Origin of the sequence: Allobosea rubneri (genome assembly GCF_032464875.1) — a bacterium.
GTDB classification, from domain to species: Bacteria; Pseudomonadota; Alphaproteobacteria; order Rhizobiales; family Beijerinckiaceae; genus Allobosea; species Allobosea rubneri.
Genome location: NZ_JAWDID010000016.1, coordinates 74,896 through 90,773 on the forward strand (window position 1 = coordinate 74,896; position 15,878 = coordinate 90,773).

At 67.4% G+C, this 15,878-nt stretch carries 16 protein-coding genes; 11 read left to right on the forward strand and 5 right to left on the reverse strand.

The genetic code is table 11. The annotated features are described in order from the left end of the window. Positions 1-304 precede the first annotated feature (304 nt). The 4 genes from RKE40_RS12825 to ypfJ all read left to right on the forward strand — a co-directional run bounded on the left by RKE40_RS12825 (position 305) and on the right by ypfJ (position 4,692). Positions 305-1,105, forward strand: coding sequence for a uracil-DNA glycosylase (locus RKE40_RS12825; protein WP_316018624.1), 801 nt, complete (start codon positions 305-307; stop codon positions 1,103-1,105). A 142-nt stretch (positions 1,106-1,247) separates the two neighbouring features. Continuing rightward, complete coding sequence (locus tag RKE40_RS12830; RefSeq protein WP_316018625.1) at positions 1,248-2,678, forward strand: cytochrome ubiquinol oxidase subunit I; 1,431 nt, start codon at positions 1,248-1,250, stop codon at positions 2,676-2,678. Positions 2,679-2,689: 11 nt separating this feature from the next. Next, positions 2,690-3,694, forward strand: coding sequence for a cytochrome d ubiquinol oxidase subunit II (gene cydB, locus RKE40_RS12835; protein ID WP_316018626.1), 1,005 nt, complete (start codon positions 2,690-2,692; stop codon positions 3,692-3,694). 107 nt (positions 3,695-3,801) lie between these two features. Further along, positions 3,802-4,692 carry a KPN_02809 family neutral zinc metallopeptidase gene (gene ypfJ / locus RKE40_RS12840; RefSeq protein WP_316018627.1) on the forward strand — a complete coding sequence of 297 codons (891 nt, stop codon included), beginning with the start codon at positions 3,802-3,804 and terminating at the stop codon, positions 4,690-4,692. Between the two features lie 21 nt (positions 4,693-4,713). Here ypfJ and RKE40_RS12845 read toward each other — a convergent pair whose 3' ends face one another. Beyond that, positions 4,714-5,199 (reverse strand): glycosyltransferase family 2 protein, encoded by a 486-nt coding sequence (locus RKE40_RS12845; protein ID WP_316018628.1) that lies wholly within the window; start codon positions 5,197-5,199, stop codon positions 4,714-4,716. Positions 5,200-5,314: 115 nt separating this feature from the next. Here RKE40_RS12845 and RKE40_RS12850 point away from each other — a divergent pair, with 115 nt between their 5' ends. From RKE40_RS12850 to RKE40_RS12860, 3 genes are all read left to right on the forward strand, one after another. Beyond that, positions 5,315-6,505 carry a PA0069 family radical SAM protein gene (locus RKE40_RS12850; protein ID WP_316018629.1) on the forward strand — a complete coding sequence of 397 codons (1,191 nt, stop codon included), beginning with the start codon at positions 5,315-5,317 and terminating at the stop codon, positions 6,503-6,505. Positions 6,506-6,586: 81 nt separating this feature from the next. After that, complete coding sequence (locus RKE40_RS12855; RefSeq protein ID WP_316018630.1) at positions 6,587-7,204, forward strand: ribonuclease HII; 618 nt, start codon at positions 6,587-6,589, stop codon at positions 7,202-7,204. Positions 7,205-7,517: 313 nt separating this feature from the next. Continuing rightward, a complete protein-coding gene (locus RKE40_RS12860; protein WP_390893350.1) occupies positions 7,518-8,720 on the forward strand; it encodes a site-specific DNA-methyltransferase in 1,203 nt (400 codons plus the stop codon). A gap of 16 nt (positions 8,721-8,736) precedes the next feature. Here the strand turns inward: RKE40_RS12860 and RKE40_RS12865 are convergent, their stop codons facing one another. Together RKE40_RS12865 and mutY are read right to left on the reverse strand one after the other, a co-directional pair. Next, positions 8,737-8,991, reverse strand: coding sequence for a GDCCVxC domain-containing (seleno)protein (locus RKE40_RS12865; RefSeq protein WP_316018632.1), 255 nt, complete (start codon positions 8,989-8,991; stop codon positions 8,737-8,739). Positions 8,992-9,107: 116 nt separating this feature from the next. Beyond that, complete coding sequence (gene mutY, locus RKE40_RS12870; protein WP_316018633.1) at positions 9,108-10,175, reverse strand: A/G-specific adenine glycosylase; 1,068 nt, start codon at positions 10,173-10,175, stop codon at positions 9,108-9,110. A 210-nt stretch (positions 10,176-10,385) separates the two neighbouring features. Between mutY and RKE40_RS12875 the strand changes: the two genes are divergently transcribed. Continuing rightward, positions 10,386-11,186: a class I SAM-dependent methyltransferase gene (locus RKE40_RS12875; RefSeq protein ID WP_316018634.1), complete on the forward strand. Its 801-nt coding sequence runs from the start codon at positions 10,386-10,388 to the stop codon at positions 11,184-11,186. A 290-nt stretch (positions 11,187-11,476) separates the two neighbouring features. Next, positions 11,477-12,325 (forward strand): SphA family protein, encoded by an 849-nt coding sequence (locus tag RKE40_RS12880; protein WP_316018635.1) that lies wholly within the window; start codon positions 11,477-11,479, stop codon positions 12,323-12,325. A 105-nt stretch (positions 12,326-12,430) separates the two neighbouring features. Here the strand turns inward: RKE40_RS12880 and RKE40_RS12885 are convergent, their stop codons facing one another. Together RKE40_RS12885 and RKE40_RS12890 are read right to left on the reverse strand one after the other, a co-directional pair. Then, positions 12,431-13,531 carry a linear amide C-N hydrolase gene (locus tag RKE40_RS12885; protein ID WP_390893353.1) on the reverse strand — a complete coding sequence of 367 codons (1,101 nt, stop codon included), beginning with the start codon at positions 13,529-13,531 and terminating at the stop codon, positions 12,431-12,433. Between the two features lie 237 nt (positions 13,532-13,768). Continuing rightward, entirely contained in the window at positions 13,769-14,566 is a 798-nt protein-coding gene (locus RKE40_RS12890; protein WP_316018637.1) for a class I SAM-dependent methyltransferase, read from the reverse strand. 92 nt (positions 14,567-14,658) lie between these two features. Between RKE40_RS12890 and RKE40_RS12895 the strand changes: the two genes are divergently transcribed. Both RKE40_RS12895 and RKE40_RS12900 read left to right on the forward strand, forming a co-directional pair. After that, a complete protein-coding gene (locus RKE40_RS12895; RefSeq protein WP_316018638.1) occupies positions 14,659-15,156 on the forward strand; it encodes a DUF721 domain-containing protein in 498 nt (165 codons plus the stop codon). A gap of 88 nt (positions 15,157-15,244) precedes the next feature. After that, a complete protein-coding gene (locus RKE40_RS12900) occupies positions 15,245-15,862 on the forward strand; it encodes a DsbA family protein (RefSeq protein ID WP_316018639.1) in 618 nt (205 codons plus the stop codon). The last annotated feature ends 16 nt before the right edge of the window (positions 15,863-15,878 follow it).

The window sequence follows — 15,878 nt, forward strand, 5'->3', positions numbered from 1 at the left end:
GATCCGCAATATAGTTTATATGTGAACTATCATGCCCGCCCGTGCAAGACGGGCGGATGTCGAGATTGGAACCCTTCTATCCGGGCGCGGGCGTCAATTTGCAACTGCGAAAAGCCGTGTATCTGCCCGGCGCAGCGACGTGCCGCCAACGGGGGACTCGCTCCATCTCCGCAAGCGAGACCTCTCGGGAACGGCGATGCCGGGCGGGGCACACCCGGAGCGAACCGCCGCGCTGAAACGAGCACAGCCCGACGCTCCCGAACGGGTCGCATCGCCAGTGCTTTCCGTGCTAGCTGAGCCGATCATGTCGTCAGTCGAGCCACATCCCGCCGAGCTCATCGCCTGGTATGCCGAGATGGGCGTCACCGAGGCGCTCGACGAAACGCCGCACGACCATTTCGCTGCCCCACGGCCGGCTGCTCCCGCGCGCCCCGCTCTCGTTCCCGTTGCCGGGCAGGCCGCGCCAATGCGCCACGCCTCCTCCGGCGAATTTGCGCCGCCGGACGAGGCGGCGCTCTCGGCGCGCGCTCTGGCGCGCGAAGCAAGAACGCTCGACGAGCTCAAGGCCGCGATGGCGGGCTTCGAGGGCTGCGCGCTGAAGGCGACCGCGAAGAACCTGGTCTTCGCCGACGGCAATCCGGCCGCGCGGGTGATGCTGGTCGGCGAGGCGCCGGGCGCCGACGAGGACCGCGCCGGCCTGCCCTTCGTCGGTCGCTCCGGGCAGTTGCTCGACCGGATGCTGGGCGCGATCGGGCTGACGCGGGCCGAGCAGGTCTACATCGCCAATCTCCTGCCCTGGCGCCCTCCGGGCAACCGCACGCCGACGCCGCAGGAGGTCGCGATCTGCCTGCCCTTCATCCAGCGCCAGATCGAGCTCGTCGACCCCGACATCCTGGTCTGCGTCGGCCGCCCGTCGTCGATGGCGCTGCTCGAAGTCAAGAGCATCATGGCGGCACGCGGGCGCTGGCTCGAATATGACAGCGGCAAGCGCCGGATTCCCGCCCTGCCGATCCTGCATCCGGCCTATCTCTTGCGCAGCCCGCTCGACAAGCGCCTGGCCTGGCGCGACCTGCGCACGCTGAAGACGGCGATAGAGACGCTTTGAGCAGGAGCGGCATCACGCCGCTGCGTCATCGTCGGGCCCTGCCCTCGCGCCTCGCCTTGATTAATCAGACTACAGAGTAGAACCTGTGGCCCGCAGGGTCTCACGGCCATGATGCAGCTGGCCGGAATACCGGAGCGACGCGATGGAAATCGACGCCTTTCTGCTGTCCCGCATTCAATTCGCCTTCACGATCTCCTTCCACATCGTCTTCCCGGCCTTCACGATCGGGCTTTCGGCCTATATCGCGACGCTACTCGGCCTGTGGCTGAAGACCGGCGACCAGAAGTTCCATCTGCTCGCCCGGTTCTGGACCAAGATCTTCGCCGTCTCCTTCGCCATGGGCGTGGTTTCCGGCATCGTGCTCTCCTATCAATTCGGTACGAACTGGAGCCGTTTCTCGGCCGTCACCGGCAATGTGCTCGGCCCGCTGATCGGCTACGAGGTGCTGAGCGCCTTCTTCCTCGAAGCTTCCTTCCTCGGCGTGCTGCTCTTCGGCTGGAAGCGGGTGCCGCCCTGGCTGCACTTCCTCTCGGCTGTGATCGTCGCCGGTGGCACGGCGCTGTCCGGCTTCTGGATTCTCTCGGCCAATAGCTGGATGCAGTATCCGGTCGGCCACGAGGTCCGCGACGGCATCGTCTATCCCGTCGACTGGATGAAGATCGTCTTCAGCCCGACCTTCCCGCTGCGCTATGCGCATATGATGACGGCGGCCTATCTCACCACCGCCTTCGTCGTGTTGGCGACCGGCGCGCGCCACCTGCTCGCCGGCCACCGCACCGAATCGGCCAAGACGATGGTGCGCATGGCGATCCTGATGATCGCGCTGACCGCGCCGCTCCAGGCCCTGATCGGCGACTTCCACGGCAAGCAGACCGCGATCTACCAGCCGGCCAAGCTCGCCGCGATCGAAGCGCACTGGGACTCGTCCAAGCCCGGCGCGCTCGTGCTCTTCGCCTGGCCCGACGAGAAGGCGGAAATGAACCGCTTCGAGATCTCGATCCCGGGCGTGGCCAGCCTGCTCACCCATGGCAGCATGGACGCGCTGTTTCCGAGCCTGAAGGATTTCGCCGTCGAGGACCGTCCGCCGGTATTGATTCCGTTCTTCGGCTTCCGGCTGATGGTCGGGCTCGGCACGCTGATGATCCTGTTCGGCTGGGTCGGCGCCTGGTTCTGGTGGCGCGGCCGGATCTTCGAATCACGACGCTGGCTCTGGATCGCGCAGTACACCTGGCCCGCTGGCTTCATCGCCATTCTCGCCGGCTGGTTCGTCACCGAGGTCGGGCGCCAGCCCTGGGTGGCGACCGGCATCCTGCGCTCCAAGGATGCGGTCTCGCCGATAACCACGGCCGAGGTCGCGATCTCGCTGGCCCTGTTCGTCTTCGTCTATTGCGTGGTGTTCACCGCCGGCATCCTCCTGATCAACCGCCTGATCGACAAGGGGCCGGACGAGATCAGCCCGGAAGACCCGCCCGAGCAGCCCTCGAAGCGGACGCTGAAGGCGGCCCAGGGGCCCGCCTCCCAACTGTTCGGCGACGGTAAGCCCGGCGACGACAAGATCCAGCCGGCGCTCTGAGGAGAATCCAGATGGAATGGTATCTCCCCGTGATCTGGGCCGGGCTGATCGGCACCGCCGTCATGCTCTATGTCGTGCTCGACGGTTTCGACCTCGGCATCGCGATCCTGTTCCCGACGACCGGGGACGAAAGCGAGCGCGACCAGATGATGAACTCCGTCGCGCCGTTCTGGGATGGCAACGAGACCTGGCTGGTGCTCGGCGGCGCAGGGCTCTGGGTCGCCTTCCCGCTGGCCTATGCGGTGATCATGCCGGCGCTCTATCTGCCGGTGACGCTGATGCTGCTGTCGCTGATCTTCCGCGGCGTCGCCTTCGAGTTCCGCTGGGTGGCGAAGCCGAAGCACCGGATCTGGGACCTTGCCTTCTGGCTCGGCTCGACCAGCGCCGCCTTTGCCCAGGGTATCATCCTCGGCGGGCTGATCCAGGGCATCAAGGTGGTCGACAGGCAGTTCGCCGGCGGCCCGTTCGACTGGCTGACGCCTTTCACACTGATGTGCGGAGCCGGCGTCGTCGTCGGCTATGCCCTGCTCGGCGCGACGTGGCTGGTCTTCAAGACCGAAGGTCCGGTCGCCGAACGGGCGCGTCGCCAAGCCAAGGTCCTGCTGCTCGGCCTGCTCGCATTCGCCGCCCTGGTCTCGCTCTGGACGCCCTATGCCCATCCGCGGATCGCCGAGCGCTGGTTCACGCCCTCGAACCTGATGCTGCTCTGGCCGTTCCCGGTGCTGACCGCCTTCTGCGGCTACATGGTCTGGAAGCGGCTGCACGGGAAGCACGAGTTCACGCCCTTCGCCTTCACCATCGCGATCTTCGTGCTCTGCTTCCTCGGCCTGGCGATCTCGAACTATCCCTATCTGGTGCCGCCCAACCTGACGATCTGGGACACGGCGGCGGCGCCGAGCTCTCACATCTTCGTGCTGATCGGCGTCAGCTTCCTCCTGCCGATGATCCTGTTCTACACCGCCTTCGTCTACTGGACCTTCCGCGGCAAGGTGAAGGCCGATAGCGGCTATCACTGAGCCTCTGCGAAAGATCGGCCGGCACGGAACCCGGCCGGCGCGGAATGAAGGCTTGAGTTCCCGCGCCGCCTCGCGGAAATTGGCAGCGCTGAAGCAAGGGCGTCGCGATGCGTTGGGAAGATTACCGCCAGTCCGAAAACCTCGAGGACAGGCGTGGCGGCGGCGGTGAGTTCGCCGGGCTCCCCGGCGGCCGCGGCGGGATCGGCATCGGCACCATGGTCGTGCTCGGCCTGGTCGGCTGGGCGCTCGGCATCGACCCGCGAATCCTGATCGGCGGCGCCGAGATGATCGGCGGCATCGGCGGGCGCAGCGCGCCGACGCAGGAGCAGCGTCAGTCGGCCGGCCCGCCGAAGGATGAGATGGGCCGCTTCATCTCGGCGGTGCTGGCTCAGAACGAGGACATCTGGTCCAAGGTGCTGCCGCAGCAGGCCAACCGGAAATACCAGCCGCCGCGCCTCGTCGTCTTCGACGGCGTGACGCGCTCGGGCTGCGGCACCGCCCAGTCGGCGATGGGGCCGTTCTATTGCCCGAACGACCAGCGGGTCTATCTCGACACCTCCTTCTTCCAGGAAATGCAGCGCAAGCTCGGCGGCGGCGGCGACTTCGCCTATGCCTATGTGATCGGCCACGAGGTCGGCCATCACATCCAGAACCTGCTCGGCATCCTGCCCAAGGTGAACCAGATGCGCGAGCGGCTCTCCGAGCGCGAATCGAACCAGCTCTCGGTGCGGGTCGAATTGCAGGCCGACTGCTTCGCCGGCGTCTGGGCCTACAATATCAAGGCGATGGACCGTATCGAGCCCGGCGACGTCGAGGAGGCGATGCGCACCGCCGCCGCGATCGGCGACGACAAGCTGCAGCAGCAGGCCGGGCGCGGCGCCGTGGTGCCGGATTCCTTCACCCACGGCTCGTCGGCACAGCGCATGCGCTGGTTCAATGCCGGCTTCAATTCGGGCTCGATGCAGGCCTGCAACACCTTCCAGACCGACCGGCTCTGACGAGCCCGCCCCCGGCAGGCCCTATCGCTGCGCCCGCTCGCGGCGCACGGAAAGACGACGCGGCGAGGCCGGCAGGCGGCCGGAGAGGAGCTGCTTCTTCGGCGCGATCAGCCCGGCCCTGACGCCGCGCGAGCGCAGCGAAACCGCGCCCCATTCGCGTAGCGCCGCGATGCCGCGCAGCGGCATCAGCGCGGGCGTGGTCGCGGCCGTCATCAGATGCCGCTCGACGCTCTCGGCCCAATGCGGCTCCGGCAGATCCCCGGCCTCGAGCAGCAGCACCCAGTCGCCCCGCGCGCGCTCGATGCCGAGCGCCCAGCTCGCGCCGTTTCGCGCTGCGACATAGCTCGCCCCGGTCACATCGGCGAGCCGCTCGGTTTCGCTGTCTTCCCCGGCGCCGATCACCACCGCATGGCCGATCGTGCCGCCGGCCACCGCCGGAATCAGCACCGACAGGGTCGCGGCCAGCGCTTCGGTCCGGCCGTTGGCGCGAATGACAGCTGTAAGCATGAACCCAAGCCTATGACGCACCGCAACATGTCGCAATCCTGTCACTTGCCATATGTTCTCTTTTTGTTCACATTCATTCGTCGTGAAGCCGGCGATTCCGGCGAGGAGCCATCCGATGCGCCAAGCTCGACCTTCCGCAAGGCCGCCGACGACGCAGGCGCTGAAGCGCCGCGATGCCGAGCCAGCCTCGATCTCCGCCCGAATCGCGCCGGTAGACCCGCTCGCCCATGCCGGGCACCGCATCGACCCGGAGCGGCGACGCGGGCGCGGCGCGACGATCAATCCGGGCGGGCGCTTCGAGGCCGAGCAGCGTTTCGACGAGGATGATGGCTGGGGCTCGCTCGGCGAATTGCCACCCTTCAAAACCGAGATCTCGATCGAGAAACCGCGGACGATCATTACCCGCAACGACTCCCCGGATATTTCGTTCGACCGCTCGATCAATCCCTATCGCGGCTGCGAGCATGGCTGCGTCTACTGCTTCGCCCGGCCGAGCCATGCCTATCTCGGGCTCTCGCCCGGGCTCGATTTCGAGACCAAGCTGACGGCCAAGCCCGACGCGGCGCTGCTGCTCGAAAAGGAGCTCTCCGCCGCCAGCTACCAGCCGCGCACCATCGCGATCGGCACCAATACCGACGCCTACCAGCCGATCGAGAAGAAGCTGCGGATCATGCGCGGCATCCTGGAGGTGCTGGCGAAGTTCAACCATCCGGTGGGGATCGTCACCAAATCGGCGCTGGTGCAGCGCGACATCGATATCCTCGCGCCGATGGCCGAGAAGGGCCTGGTCAAGGTCGCGCTCTCGGTGACGACGCTCGACGCCAAGCTGTCGCGCGGCATGGAGCCCCGTGCCGCCTCTCCCGCCAAGCGCATCGAGACGATCCGCAAGCTCTCTGAGGCCGGCATCCCGGTCACCGTACTGGTCGCGCCGATCATCCCGGCGGTGAACGAGCACGAGATCGAGCGCATCCTCGACGCTGCCAAGGCGGCCGGGGCGCGCGAGGCCGGCTATGTGCTGCTGCGCCTGCCGCTCGAAGTGAAGGATCTGGTGCAGGACTGGCTCGTCACCCACCACCCCGACAAGATGCGCCATGTCGTCTCGCTGATCCGCTCGACGCGCGGCGGCAAGGACTATGATGCGGCCTGGGGCCAGCGTCAGGTCGGCTCGGGCCCCTATGCCTGGATGATCGGCCGGCGCTTCGAGATGGCCGCCGAGCGGCTCGGCTTCAACACGGCGCGGCTGCGACTGCGCAGCGACCTCTTCGTCAAGCCCGAGAAGGAGAAGGCGCAGCTCAGCCTGTTCTGACGAACCTTACCGGCGCTGCACTGTGGAAGCCGGCATGGTCAGGGCAGACCGCGGTGCCGCGATCTGGCATAGCCTGCCACCATGTTCGCCGATTTCAGCTATGAGGCGCGCGCCATCGCGCAGGGGTGCCAGCTGGTCGCCGGCGTCGACGAGGTCGGCCGCGGCCCGCTCGCCGGCCCGGTCGTCGCGGCCGCGGTCATTCTCGATCCGCAGGCGATTCCCGAGGGCCTCGCCGATTCTAAGCTTTTGAGCGCGGCCCGCCGCGACGCGCTGTTTGACATCATCCTCCGGCAGGGGCTCGGCGTCGGCATCGGCAGCGCCTCCGCGCTGGAGATCGACCGGCTGAACATCCGCCAGGCAACGCTGCTGGCGATGCGCCGCGCAGTTGCGGCCCTGCCGTTGGCACCGGGACTCGTCCTCGTCGACGGCAACGACCCGCCGAGCCTGGCCTGCCCCTGCGAGGCGATCATCGGCGGCGATGCGCTGATCTCGTCGATCGCCGCGGCCTCGATCATCGCCAAGGTCACGCGCGACAGGATGATGGCACGGCTCGGCCAGCACTACCCCGCCTATGGCTTCGCCGGCCATGCCGGCTACGGCACCGCCCAGCATCGCGCCGCGCTCAAGGAGCACGGCCCCTGCCCGGCCCATCGCTATTCCTTCGCGCCGGTGAAGGGCACCTGGACGCGGCCGGCCTGACGTCCACGAGACCGGCGCCCGGCCTGGCCGGAGCGGACCGCGGCGAGGGCCAGAAGCGCCCGTGAAGATCAGTGGCGGGAAGTCCGTCCTTCGGCCGGGGACGCGCATGTCAAGCCTAAGCGGGCGTTTCCCGCAGCGGCCCAGAACGCTTACCCTTCCTTAACCTCCGTTACCGATTCATCAACATATTCAACGGGCTAGGCAAAATCTGCAGCCCCAGAATGGGACGCATTTTTTTCAAGCCGGAAACCCGGTCTTTACCCTGACCGGCCCAAGATCATGACCGTTGAAGTTGCGTAACGGTCTGGGCGTCATGAGTATCTCGCGTACCGGGACCGCCAGTGCCGCCGTCCGGATTCAAGTCTCGCGTACCGGACGGCCCGCACTGGGGGCCCGGATGAAGGCCAAGAGCCTTCCCTCCAAAACGGGCCTTTTCCCGGCACTGCCGCTCGATCAGGTCATCGTCGGCGACTGCATCGCCGCCATCGAAGCGCTGCCTCCGGCCAGCGTCGACATGGTCTTCGCCGACCCGCCCTATAATCTCCAGCTTGGCGGCGATCTGCGCCGGCCCGACGACAGCCTCGTCGATGCCGTCGACGACGACTGGGACAAGTTCGCGTCCTTCGCCGAATACGACGCGTTCACGCGGGCCTGGCTCTCCGCCTGCCGCCGGGTGCTCAAGCCCGATGGCGCGCTCTGGGTGATCGGCTCCTATCACAACATCTTCCGCGTCGGCTCGATCCTGCAGGATCTCGGCTTCTGGATGCTGAACGACATCGTCTGGCGCAAGGCCAACCCGATGCCGAACTTCCGCGGCCGGCGCTTCACCAATGCGCATGAGACGCTGATCTGGGCGGCGCGTGGCGAGAGCTCGAAATACACCTTCCATTACGAGGCGCTGAAGGGCGGCAATGACGACCTGCAGATGCGCTCGGACTGGTACCTGCCGCTGTGCACCGGTGACGAGCGCCTGAAAGACGAGGCCGGCGTCAAGGTCCATCCAACGCAGAAGCCCGAGGCGCTGCTGGCCCGCGTGATGCTCTCGGCCAGCAATCCCGGCGATGTCGTGCTCGACCCGTTCTTCGGCACCGGCACGACCGGGGCCGTCGCCAAGGCGCTCGGCCGGCGCTTCATCGGCATCGAGCGCGAGCAGTCCTATGCGAGGGCGGCGCGTGCCCGCATCGACGCTGTCGAGCCGCTGCCGCCGGCAGCCTTCGCCACCGCCCCTTCCAAGCGCACCGAGCCGCGCGTGGCCTTCCTGAGCCTTGTCGAGGCCGGGCTGGTCAAGGCGGGCGAGCGGGTCTTCGACGTGAAGCGACGCCATGAGGCGCTGATCCGCGCCGATGGCACGCTGCTGCTCGATCCCGTGGTCGGCTCGATCCACAAGGTTGGAGCACTGGCCCAGGGCCTGCCGGCCTGCAATGGCTGGACCTTCTGGCATGTCGAGCGCGACGGCGCGCCGGTGCTGCTCGACTCCCTGCGTGGCGAGATCCGGGCGCAGATGGCCGCCGCCTGACGGACTAGCCTCTTCATCATCCGGCGCAGCAACCACCTGCGCCGGACGGTCGGCCGTCGAGCTGGATCGGCGGACAGGGCACCGAGCCGTAAGAGCAGAACACGCAGCAATCGCCCGGCTTCGGCCGCAGCACGACGCCGCACCCCTCGCATTCATAGAAGAACTGGCAGGCGTCTTCCGGCATCGCCTCCCGCTTGCGGTGCCCGCACTCCGGGCAGGTGATCTCGCTGTGAAGCTCAGGCCGTGCGATCGGCTTATCGACTTCGGTCATTGCGGCCTCCGGCAATTCGCGCCGCCAGCCAGATGGCGCGCTTCGTCCCGCGGCAGCAACGCCGGCACCGGGATTAGAGCATGTGCTGACGGGACAGGCCACCGGCGGCCACGCCATCAATGCCGCTGCAACCCTTCCAGTCCCGCCTCGAGCGCCTTGAGGAAGACGCTCGGAAAGGCTTCCTCCCTTAGCCTCGCGAAGGGGGTGAAGCGCATGCCCTCGGGCGCCTGCGCGTCCAATGGAAGTTTGGCGACGAAGATCGTCAGCTCCAGCGGGAAATGCGTGAAGACGTGCCGCACCGGCGCGATCAGCCGACGCCACTGCGCTACCAGCGGCGCATCGCGCAGCGCCTCCTCCAGCCGATAATCGGCGCGCCACTCGCCGCCCGGCACCTCCACCATGCCACCGAGCAGGCCCTTGGCGGGGCGGGTGCGCACTAGCACGGCACCATCCTCGCGCATCGCGACGAAGGCGGCACCAAAGCGGGTCTTGCCGGTCTTCTTCGCCGCCTTGCGCGGGTAGGTCTCCTGCGTGCCGGCGATGCGGGCCCGGCATGGCTCGCGCCAGGGACAGAGCCCGCAGGCTGGGGAACGCGGCGTGCAGATCGTCGCGCCGAGGTCCATCAGCGCCTGGGCGAAATCCCCGGGGCGGGACGGCATCAGCGCCAGCACGCGCTCGCGGACCAGCGGCTTCGCGCCGGGCATCTCCTCCTCGATCGCGAAGAGCCGCGTCATCACCCGCTCGACATTACCGTCGACCGCCGCAGCCGGGCGGTCGAAGGCGATCGCGGCCACGGCCCCGGCCGTATAGGCGCCGATGCCGGGCAGTTCACGCAGACCTTCCTCGGTGTCGGGAAAGCGGCCGCCATGCTGGCCGGCGACGACCTTGGCGCAGGCATGGAGATTGCGGGCACGCGAATAGTAGCCGAGCCCGGCCCAGGCCTGCATCACGCTTTCCGAAGGCGCCTGCGCGAGCGCATCTACGGTCGGGAAGCGCGCCATGAAGCGCTCGAAATAGGGCTTCACCGCCGTGATCGTGGTCTGCTGCAGCATGATCTCCGATGCCCAGACCCGGTAGGGATCGGCCTGCTCGCCCGGCAAGGCGCGCCAGGGCAGCACGCGGCGATGCCGGTCATACCAGGCGAGGAGATCGGCGGCGCGGGGCTGGCGAACGGTGGCGTCCATGCCTTCCGGTTTAACGCGCGCCGTCCGGGCCGCAAGGGCGTCCGCTCCGATCGGGCTCAGCCTGAATTTCCATCGGCGGCGAATTGCGCTGGCGCCTGAACTGCGAAAATCTCCCGCTCCGGTTCCGAAGGGCGTGCAAACGCCCGCCGACGGCTTCATGCCGCGGCGAGGAACCGGTGCGGGGCTTCCGGGCGAGCAGGGAGCAGAGCGATGCCTTCGAACTTCAACGTCCGCAGTGCCGCCGGCTACGAGCGCCTCATGGGCCGCTGGAGCCGCTTGCTTGCAGAGCCCTTCATCCGCTTCGCCGGGGTCGCGGACGGCGAGCGCATCCTCGATGTCGGCTGCGGGACGGGCAGCCTGACCTTCGCGTTGCCGAAGGCGGCCGCGATCGGCGAGATCGCCGCGTTCGATTTCTCGCCGGTCTTCGTCGAGGAGGCGCAGCGCCGCAATACCGATCCGCGCATCACGATCCGGCAGGGCGACGCCACTGCGATTCCGTTCGAGGATGGACGTTTCGACCGGGCGCTTTCGCTGCTGGTGCTGCATTTCGTGCCCGAGGCCGACCAGGCGGTGGCCGAGATGCGCCGGGTCGTACGCCCCGGCGGCGTGGTCGCCGCTGCCGTCTGGGACCATCTCGGCGGCATGTCGGGCATGCGCATGCTCTGGGATACGGCTGCCGCGATCGATGAAGGCGCGCAAGCGCCGCGTAGCCGCTACTGCTTCCAGCCGATGACCGGGCCGGGCGAGATGCGCCGAAGCTTCGGCGCCCAGGGCCTGCGCGACGTCACGGAAAGCTCGCTGACGATCCGGATGGATTACGAGAATTTCGCCGATTACTGGGAGCCGATCTCTGCCGGTGAAGGACCGATCGGCCAGTATGTCGCTGGGCTCGACCCACCCCGCCAGGACAGGCTGAGAGAAGCCCTCCGGACCGCCTATGAAGCAGGGCGGCCGGACGGGCCGCGCTCCTTCGCCGCCACCGCCTGGGCCTGCCGCGGGATCGCTCCATAAGGCAGCCACCCGACCTTGCGGAAACACGTGCGCGGCGCATGGCGAACGCTGGTTTCGCCGAGTGCCAGCCACTAGCGTCACATCAACGATTCGCCGATGGAATGGCGACGTCGCGTTGAGGGGCTGTGGCGATGATTCGGCTAAGGGGGGCCCGGCGGCGAGCGCCCGGCTTGTGGGCAGCGCGGGCTCTTGCCGCGTTCGGCGTTGCAGCGTGTGGTGCGATAGTACCCGAAGTGGCGCAGGCGGCAGAGAACGGCACCGGCTTCTATCTGCTCGGCGGACGCGGACCCATGGCGGGGTATCTCCCTCCGCCCGGCTTCTATTTCGAGAGCGACACCTATTCCTACGATGCCAAGCTCGATGCCCGGAAGTCGCTTCCGGCGGGCGGCCGGGTGATCGCGAACGTGCGCAGCCAGGCGCGGGCCGACTTCCTGAACGGGACCTGGGTGACGCCCTGGGAGGTTTTCGGCGGCAACTTCGCGGTGGGCGCCGTCCTGCCCGTCGGGCGCGTCGCGGTCTCGGCCGGCGTCGAGCTCGATTCACCCCGCACCAACGCCATCATCGGGCGCTCGCTGCGCGACAAGGCGACCATCGTCGGCGATCCCGTCCTGTCCGCCACAATGGGATGGCATTCGGGCAAGTTCCATTGGAGCACGACCGCGCTGGTCAATGTCCCGGTCGGCGACTATCGCGACGGACAGCTCGCCAACCTCGCCTTCCATCGCTGGGCGGGCGATCTCTCCGGCGCCCTGACCTGGTTCGATCCCGAGACGGGCATCGATCTCTCCACGGCGGTGGGCGTGACCTTCAACGGCATCAATCGGGCGACCGACTACCGGACGGGAACCGAGTTCCATGTCGAATGGGCTGCCTCGAAGGCGCTGACCAGCGCGCTGTCGATCGGTCTTATCGGCTATCACTACCAGCAGGTCACGGGCGACAGCGGCGCCGGCGCGCAGCTCGGCCCCTATAAGGGGCGCACGACCGCCCTGGGCGGGACGGTCGCCTACAATTTCCAGGTCGGCAAGACGCCGATCTCGACCCGCATCAAGGTGCTGCAGGAGTTCAGTGTCGAGAACCGGGCGCGCGGAACGGTGGGCCTGCTCACCGTCTCGCTCCCCCTGTCGGTATCGCAATAGCGATTGACGAACGGCCGCGCGGGCAAAACCGGCGCGGCCGTTCAGAACTTCAGTTTGCCTCTAAGCCCACGGGTAAAGCCGCGCGCCCGGAACCGATAGGCCAGGTCAGGGCTTGGCGAATTCCAGCGGCGGCGGCGTCAGGTTGATCTTGAACGGCGCGACGCGCAGCCCCTTGGCATCCAGGTCGAAGCTGTTGAGGTCGACCATCCGCAGGACCTGATCCCGATAGCCCTTGATGTAGTACTTCTTGGCGCGCAGGTCGGCGACCGAGGTCCACTGCGTGTATTCGAGCTCGCCACCCTTCGCAGCCGAGTTGATGAAGCCGATCGGGATGTCGAAATTGTTCATGATGTGCTCGACCAGGCGCACGGTCTGCGGGCCATCGGGCTGCTGCTTGGCCGAGGCGGCATAGCCGAGGGCGCGAATGAAGCGCGAGGGCGGCGTCGGATCGCCGGGGATGCCGAGCAGGCCCGAGCCCTGGCCGAACGGCTCGAAGGTCTTTCCGCCGATCTTCAGCGGATCGGCCGCGACCGGCGACATCTTCACGTAGTTGCGGATGTTGTTGAGGTGCCAGTCGAAGGGCGGGGAATTGGTCAGGACCCCCATCGGGTTGTCATAGACCTTCAGCTTCCCGTCGATCGGCTCGATGACGATCGAGGCGCCGCTCGCATCATGGATCGGGAAATGGAAGGGCAGCGTGAAGTTCACCATCGGCGCCGGCAGATCAACGATCACCGCCTTGTCGAGCGCAGCCTTGACCTCGGCGACGGTCGCGAAATTCGACAGGACCCAGCTCAGGAACTCCCACGGCGCGAGCGCGGTATTCGGGTCGGCCTTGGCCGGCGGGGTATAGCTGGCGAAGTCAGGGAAGTAGAGCGCGCCGCCCGCGAGTCCCTTCTCGTTCATGCCGTCCGAGACGAAGGGCTGGCCGAAGCTCATGACGCCGACGAAAGCGTAGCGCGAGGTCCATTTGGCACCGGGCGCATTGTTCGGACGGGTGCCGACGAATTCATGGTTGCGCGGCACGACGACGACGTCGGACTGGGTTTCGAGCGCGTATTCCAGGGTTCGACCGTAGACCGGCGTTCCGTCGGCCGCCATCAGCAGGATATTGGTGCAGGCTTGAGCCGGCATGACGCCAGCCGCCCAGCCTGCCAGGACCACCGCGGTAGCCCGCTTGGCGAGGCCTCGAACCCATAGGCGCATACGATGTTTCTCCGTGTTTGGTGCACGGCCCTTTCCTAGCGGCAACATCTGCAACAACCGTGAATCGCGCGACACGGACGTTTGAAGGCGCCGCGAAAAGCGATGGGTCGGTAAATCGCCGTTTAATGACGCGCGCCGGCCCTCGGCCTCTCCCTCGGCGCGCACCTGTCCGCCTCAGGCAGCGCACCAAAGAAGCCGGCCCGCGGACCGACTTCCGTATGCAGACGCTACGGCCGCTCAAGCCGGTTTGCCGCTGAGGAAAAGTCCGGTCTGCTTCTCGACCTCGAGCACGCCGCCACCCCGCCGAAACGCCTCCGCGATCGCGTGACGAAGACTGGCGAGCTCGGCGAGGCCGGCGGTGTCGCCCGGTGGATAGGAGGTCAGCGCCAGAAACACATCCTCAGGATCGGTGACCCGCAGCCGCGCCGGGTGCTGCGCCATCGTTACATTGCCGAACTGCGCCGACATCAGCTGCTCGGCGTCGTCATATCCGAAAGCGAGAGCCGAAGGGTCGACAGGGGACGAGCCGAGCGTCGTCGCAAGGGCATAGAAGCCGCGCATGTTGCCGATGCCGTTGGTGGTCACCGCGAGATGACCGCCGGGCTTCAGGACCCGGTGCATCTCGGCGATCGCGCAGGCGGGGTCCGGCAGATGATAGAGCATGTGCATCGCGACGACGGTGTCGAAGCTGTCATCGGCGAAAGGCAGCGCCATGGCGTCGGCCTGCTCGGCGCGGAGCACGGCGAAAGCACCGGTCCGGCACCGCTCCTGCGCTTCGGCGACCATGCCCGGCGAGAAATCCGCAAGCGTGAGATCCAGCCCTTTCGGCAGTTGCTCAGCAGCGTCAGCCCAGAACCAGCCGGGGCCGCAGCCGACATCAAGCACGCGCTGGCCTCTCGCGAGCGGCAGGTGTCCGGCGACCCAGGGAAACCAGCTTTGCTCGGCGACCATGTACTGCGTATGGAGGCGCGCCCGCGCCGTCAGCTTGCGGCTGTCGCCGTACTGGCTGGCATTCTCCGTCGCCGACACAGCCATTCCGGCCTTCTCCGTGTCTGAAGGTTGCTCGGCTCGATAACCGCTCGCCGGATCAGCTTGCCATGCCCCCGGCTGCTCGCGCAAAATGGGTAATGGCCGCAAAACCTCTCGCCGAACTGATCGATGACTGCCTCGCCCCGGCGCTGGCGGCGCAGGGCTTCGCCGGGCGCTCGGTCGTGACCTTCTGGCCGGAGATCGTCGGCGAGCGCCTGGCCGAGCGGACGCGGCCGCTGAAGATCGACTGGCCGCGCCGGCGCAACGCACCCGGCGAGACGGCCGATCCGGCGACGCTGGTGGTCCGCGTCGAGGGCGCCTTCGCGCTCGAGATGCAGCAACTCGGGCCGCTCGTGCTGGAGCGGGTCAACACCCATCTCGGCTGGCGCGCCGTCGGCAAGCTCGTGCTCAAGCAGGGCCCGGTCGCCCCGCCGCCCCGCCCGCAGCCTCCTGCGCCGCCGGACGCGGCCACCCTCGCCCGGATTGCGGCCCAGGTTGCCCAGGTCGAGGATGACGGCCTGCGCGAGGCGCTGGCGCGGCTGGGGCAGGGAATCGCACAGCGCCGGCGGGACGCCCGCGACGACACGGCTTCGTGAGCGGAGCAACCGCGGCGTGAACCGGTCTTGCCACAATCCTCGTGGCCATTATGGTCCGCACCCTGTCATTGCCATCAAGGAATTACCCATGACCAGCCGCCGCCAAGTGATGCTCGGCACCGCCGCCTTGGCACTTTCTCCCCTCCTGGCCGGCCATGCTGCGCAGGCGCAGGACATCGGTGTCGCAAGCCCTCTCGGCGATGTCTGGCTCGGCAAGCCCGACGCCAAGGTCTCGATCATCGAATACGCCTCGCTGACCTGCGGCCATTGCGCCACCTTCCACCGCGACACCTGGCCGGCGCTGAAGGCCAAGTACATCGACACCGGCAAGGTGCGCTTCCTGCTGCGCGAGTTCCCGCTCGATCCGCTGGCCACCGCCGGCTTCATGCTGGCGCGCTGCAACGGCAACGACAAATACTACCCGATGACCGATCTGCTGTTCGCGCAGCAGCGCAACTGGGCCTTCACCGAGAAGCCGGTGGATGCGCTGTCGACGATGGTGAAGCAGGCCGGTTTCACACAGGAATCCTTCGAGGCCTGCCTGAAGCGGCAAGACATCTACGAGGCCGTCAATCAGGTTAAGGAGGGCGGCGCCAAGGCCGGCGTCGACTCGACCCCGACCTTCTTCATCAACGGGCAGAAGCGTTCCGGTGCACTCAGCATCGCCGAATTCGAGAAGATCATCGAGCCGCTGCTCGGCAGCTGATCTCGCGGCAAAGCCT